The 5,086-nt window shown below is 47.7% G+C and carries 7 protein-coding genes; 5 read left to right on the forward strand and 2 right to left on the reverse strand.

The annotated features are described in order from the left end of the window. A partial coding sequence (locus RYL88_RS11355; protein WP_314991390.1) for a YigZ family protein occupies positions 1–303 on the reverse strand: 303 nt, incomplete at its 3' end. Between the two features lie 97 nt (positions 304–400). Here RYL88_RS11355 and RYL88_RS11360 point away from each other — a divergent pair. The 4 genes from RYL88_RS11360 to RYL88_RS11375 are packed head-to-tail and all read left to right on the forward strand — an operon-like array spanning position 401 to position 4,051. Then, positions 401–1,984 (forward strand): cyclic peptide export ABC transporter, encoded by a 1,584-nt coding sequence (locus RYL88_RS11360; protein WP_314991391.1) that lies wholly within the window; start codon positions 401–403, stop codon positions 1,982–1,984. 55 nt (positions 1,985–2,039) lie between these two features. Then, complete coding sequence (locus RYL88_RS11365) at positions 2,040–2,309, forward strand: DUF2470 domain-containing protein (protein WP_314991393.1); 270 nt, start codon at positions 2,040–2,042, stop codon at positions 2,307–2,309. Between the two features lie 12 nt (positions 2,310–2,321). Next, on the forward strand, positions 2,322–3,545 hold the full coding sequence (locus RYL88_RS11370; RefSeq protein ID WP_314991394.1) for a radical SAM protein: 1,224 nt from the start codon (positions 2,322–2,324) through the stop codon (positions 3,543–3,545). Next, positions 3,542–4,051: a flavodoxin family protein gene (locus RYL88_RS11375; RefSeq protein ID WP_314991396.1), complete on the forward strand. Its 510-nt coding sequence runs from the start codon at positions 3,542–3,544 to the stop codon at positions 4,049–4,051. The genes RYL88_RS11370 and RYL88_RS11375 overlap by 4 nt, the downstream gene beginning before the upstream one ends. Positions 4,052–4,142: 91 nt before the next feature. On the opposite strand, the gene RYL88_RS11380 is transcribed toward RYL88_RS11375, so the two are convergent. Further along, positions 4,143–4,346, reverse strand: coding sequence for a hypothetical protein (locus RYL88_RS11380; protein WP_314991399.1), 204 nt, complete (start codon positions 4,344–4,346; stop codon positions 4,143–4,145). Here RYL88_RS11380 and galU point away from each other — a divergent pair. Next, positions 4,338–5,086 (forward strand): UTP--glucose-1-phosphate uridylyltransferase GalU (galU, locus tag RYL88_RS11385; protein WP_314991401.1); only part of this gene is annotated, 749 nt, incomplete at its 3' end. The two genes, RYL88_RS11380 and galU, sit on opposite strands and share 9 nt — an antisense overlap.

Raw genomic sequence — 5,086 nt, forward strand, 5'->3', positions numbered from 1 at the left:
CTTTATCCCGCCAAAATACCGAACGATGAGTGCGCCCGCGTTTATAAGCTGGGCGCCTCTAAGCGCGTTTAGCGAGGGCTGCCCGCTAGTACCCTTTGGCTCGCCGTCATCGCTTTGATTTTCTACTATCTGGCCGTAGCCGTTTCGCTCGCGCAGCGCCCACACGACGTGCGCGGCCTTTGGATGCTCCGCTTTTAGCTGTTCGTGCAAGGCTTTAAACTCGCAAATCGGGCACAAAAAGCATAAAAACGTCGATTTTTTGGCTTCAGTTTTGGTCGATACGACCCGCAAAACCGTTTGCAATTTTCTCCTTTAAATAAAGCCCGATTTTAGCGAAATTTTAAAAACATTCTTATAAAATGGCGGCTAAAATGAAATAAGCTCTCAAAAAAGAATGAAAATGTTTAAAAAAATCTCGAAAAAAACTCTTTGGCAAATCATCGCCATGATCGTATCTAGCGCCGTTTTTAGCGGCTCGGGGATCTTAATACTAGCCTTTATCAACAAATACCTCTTAAATTTAAAAGAACAAGACGCTCAAATTTTGCTCGCGTTTTTCGCGCTTTTGATTTTATTTTTGGGCTTTTCGGTGCTCTCGCGCATCGCCCTTAGCGTGATCGGCAACGATTTTGTCTACGAGCTGCGAGCCAAAACGATAAAAAGGATCCTAGATACCGCAAATCAAAAAATTGTAGCCGCGGGCAAGTCAAATTTGATCGCCTCGCTCTCAAGCGACGTGCGCAGCCTAACCGACGGCTTTATGCAGGTGCCAAGCATCATCCAAGGCGTGCTCATCATCGGTGCGACGGGCGTTTACGTGCTTTATATCTCGGCCGAGATTTTTGCGTTTTTGGCGCTTTGGATGGGCGCTGCGACGTGGATTTGCCGATACTTCATAAAAAATATCCACAAATACTTCGAGCGATACCGCAAGTGCGAGGACGAGCTGTACCGCGACTATGAGACCTGTATCGAAGGGCATAGGGAGCTTAGCTTAAATTTAGCCCGCGCAAAGCGGCTTTTTTGGGACCGCTTTATCCCAAACGCAAAAAGCCTACGCGAAAATATCGTAAAAGCAGAGATCCATCAATCCTTTATGAGTAACTGGCTAAACGCGGTGGCGCTAGGCGCCGTAGGTATCGAGATATATTTTTGCCTAGCCTATGACGCTGCAAGCCTGCAAGACGCAATCACGGTGGCCTTGGCGATACTTTTTTTGCGAGCGCCTCTCATGATGCTGCTTTACTCGGTGCCTAGCGTATTTCGCGCGCGTATCGCTTACGAGCGGCTAAAAAAGCTAGACCTAGCGCCCTTTGAGCCTGAATTTGAGCTGGGCGAGACAGCTCCGCAAATTTGGCAAAAACTGCGCCTAAAAGATATAAATTTCGCCTACGACGAGGGGAGCGAATTTGCGCTAAAGGATATAAATTTAGAGATTAGGCGCGGCGAGACGGTGTTTTTGATCGGTAAAAACGGCAGCGGCAAAAGCACGCTATTTATGATACTAGCCGGACTTTTAGCGCCAAAAAGCGGCGAGATATTCGCAGACGATACCAAAATCACCGAGTCAAATTTAAAAAGCTACGCAAATACGATTAGCGCGGTGTTTAGCGACTTTTATCTCTTTGACGAAGCTATGAGCGAGGATGAAGCACTGATAGATGGGCTGCTAAAAAAGATGTCGATAGAAAATAAAGTAAGCGTAAAGGACGGCAAATTTAGCACGCTAAATCTCTCTCAAGGTCAGAAAAAACGCCTCGCAATGGTCGCTGCGCTACTTGAAAAGCGTAAATTTTTGATCCTTGACGAGTGGGCGGCCGATCAAGACCCCGAGTTTAGGCGGCATTTTTACGCGGAGTTTTTACCTGAGCTAAAGGCGCAGGGATACACGATTTTTGCGATCAGTCACGACGATGCGTATTTTGACGCGGCGGATAAAATTTACGAGATAAAAAACGGGCAAATCGCGCTTATTAAGGGCTAAAATTCAGCTTCAAACGGTTAAAATAACAAATATCATTTTTAACTAAGGAGATAATATGAAGCTGGACGAAGAAGCAAGGGAAGCCAAAGAGATGGCGCTAGGCATGATGAACGATAACTTCATCGGCATCACCGAGGATATGTGCGCGAGATTCGGCGGCTTTAAAAACCCGCAAAACGTCAAAATGACCGATATCACCGAGGATGGCATGTATATCGCTTGCGACGAGGGCGAGGTGTTCGTGCCGTTTGAGAAAAAGGCCGAGCTAACGGTCGAGAGCCTGCGCGACGAAGTCATAAATATAGTAAATAGTATGGAAAACTAGCGGCGGCGCGAAATGTTTGAAACCAGACAAAAGGGACACGCAGGACCGACGCGTCCCAAAAAAATAAAAATGGCGACTAACGCCGAGGTCGAGAAATTTTTAACCGAGGAGCTGCCGACGCAAAAGGACGGCGTGATCTATATCCACGTGCCTTTTTGCGATAATATCTGCTCGTTTTGCTCGATGAACCGCACGAAGCTAGAGGACGAGCTAGATAGCTACGCGCAGTATCTGCTGGGCGAGATCAAGAAATACGGCAAATTCCCGTATCTGCAAGCTAAAAATATCCGCAGCGTCTATTTTGGCGGCGGAACTCCGACGATACTAAAAGAAAAGCACCTAGAGCCTATTATCGCGGCTCTGCGCTTAAATTTTAATATCGCCGAGGACTGCGAATTTAGTCTAGAAACCACGCTGCACAATCTAAATTTAAGCAAAGTGCGCCTGCTAGAAAGCCTAGGCGTAAACCGCTTTAGCATCGGCGTGCAGACGTTTTCGGACAAAGGCCGCAAACTGCTAAACCGCGTCCACGACAAAAAAGGCGCGATAGAGCACCTAAAAATGATCAGGCAAAATTTTAGCGGCATGGTTTGTACGGACGTTATCTTTAACTACCCGGATCAAACTATAGACGAGGTGCTAGAAGACGCGCGCCTAATAGATGAGCTAAAGATCGACAGCACGAGCTTTTATTCGCTTCAGCTTTTTGAAAAATCGCAGCTCGCAAAGACGGTCTCGCAGGACTACTACGACGTGAACTACGAGCATAAGCTGCACAACGCTTTCTTTGAAAAGCTACTGGGCACGGGCAACTACGAGGTGCTAGAGCATACTAAATTTAACCGTATCGGTCGCGACCGCTATCAGTATATCCGCCTAAGCCATCAAGGCGCCGATATCCTGCCGCTAGGAAGAGGCTCGGGCGGAAGGCTAGGCTACTACGATATCTATAACGCTAAAGAAAAAATGCGTATGATAAACAAAGTAGACGACAAACAGCGCGCCGAAGCACGGCTAAAAAGCCTCTTTCAGTACCCGAAAATCGACCTCGCGCAGGTAAAAAGCCTAGTTAAGGGCGAGACCTTTAGCGCGCTAACGGAGTTTTTCAAAAAATGCGAAAACAAAGGCTATATGCGCATAGAAAACGGCTTTTTAAACTACACCACAGACGGCGTATTTTGGGGCAACTCTATCGGCACCGAAGTAGCAAATATCTCACAAAAGGACTTTGAATGAAAAAAATAGTTATCTACACGAGCGCGACCGGAAATACCGAGAAAGTCGGTCTTGCTATCGCAAACGAGCTTGGCTGCGAAGCGGTCAAATTTACCGATGATCTGCACCTAAATTTGGACGGTTACGACTTTATCGCGCTTGGATTTTACGTCGATAAGGGCGACGCGGAGCCTAAATTTAAACGCTTTTTAAGCAAGATAAAGGGCAAAAAAACGGGCGTCTTTATGACGCTTGGCATGGATCCCCAGCACGAGCACGCGATGAACTGCCTAGAAAAAGCAAAAGTCGTATTGCGCGAGGGCGAAAATGAAATTTTACGCGAGTTTTACTGCCAAGGCGCGATCGATCCAAAGGTCATCGAGCAACTACGCAAAATGGGCGAAGCAGCTCCTAACGACCCGCGCTACGCCGTGACTCCGGAGCGCGAAGCCAGATGGGCTAGAGCCGCGACTCACCCTGATGCAAACGACCTAGAAAACGCAAAGGCGGCGTTTAGAGGGATATAAATTTGCCGCCGCCTGACGGTAAATTTGCTAGATAAATTCGTCGCATTTTAAACTCATAAATTTGCGCCCTTTTTTTGCTTTAATTAAAATTTTACTCGCCCGAACCCGTATTTTGAAAGAGCAAAATTTGGTTTTTAAATTTGATGGCGTTAAATTTCGCGTTTTCAAGACTAGGGTCTCGGCCGGCAAAATTAAATTTAGTCAAATTTGACCGCTCAAAACCGCCCCTAATACTCCAAATAAGCCAAAACTCGCTATAATCTCCTAAAAAATCAAAAGGAAAATCATGATACAAACTTGTTTATTTCCGGCTGCAGGCTACGGCACGAGATTTTTGCCTGCGACCAAATCGCTACCAAAAGAGATGCTGCCGATCCTCACAAAACCGCTGATCCACTACGGCGTGGACGAGGCGCTGGAGGCCGGCATGAAAAACATGGCGTTTATAACCGGCCGCGGCAAACGCGCGCTGGAGGATTATTTTGATATCAGCTACGAGCTAGAGCATCAGATATCGGGCACGAACAAAGAACACCTGCTAACCGAGATCAGAGAGCTGATGGCGCGCTGCACGTTTTCATTCACGCGCCAAGAGAGTATGAGGGGCCTAGGCAACGCGATCCACACGGGCAAAGTCCTCGTGCGAGACGAGCCGTTTGGCGTGGTGCTGGCCGATGATCTGTGCATCAACGAAGATGGCGAAGGCGTGCTATCTCAAATGGTTAAAATCTACGAAAAATACCGCTGCAGCGTCGTTGCGGTAATGGAAGTGCCGATCGAGCAGAGCAAAAACTACGGCATCGTCACGGGCCGCGCGATCGAGGACGATCTGCTCATGGTTAGCGACATGGTAGAAAAGCCGGACCCTAAAGAAGCTCCGAGCAACCTAGCAGTCATCGGCCGCTACATCCTGACGCCCGATATTTTCACGATCCTAGAGCGCACCAAACCCGGCAAGAACGGCGAAGTGCAAATCACCGACGCACTAAAAGAGCAAGCCAAAGACGGCATGGTGCTGGCGTATAAATTTAAAGG

Origin of the sequence: uncultured Campylobacter sp. (genome assembly GCF_963517995.1) — a bacterium.
Lineage (GTDB): Bacteria > Campylobacterota > Campylobacteria > Campylobacterales > Campylobacteraceae > Campylobacter_A.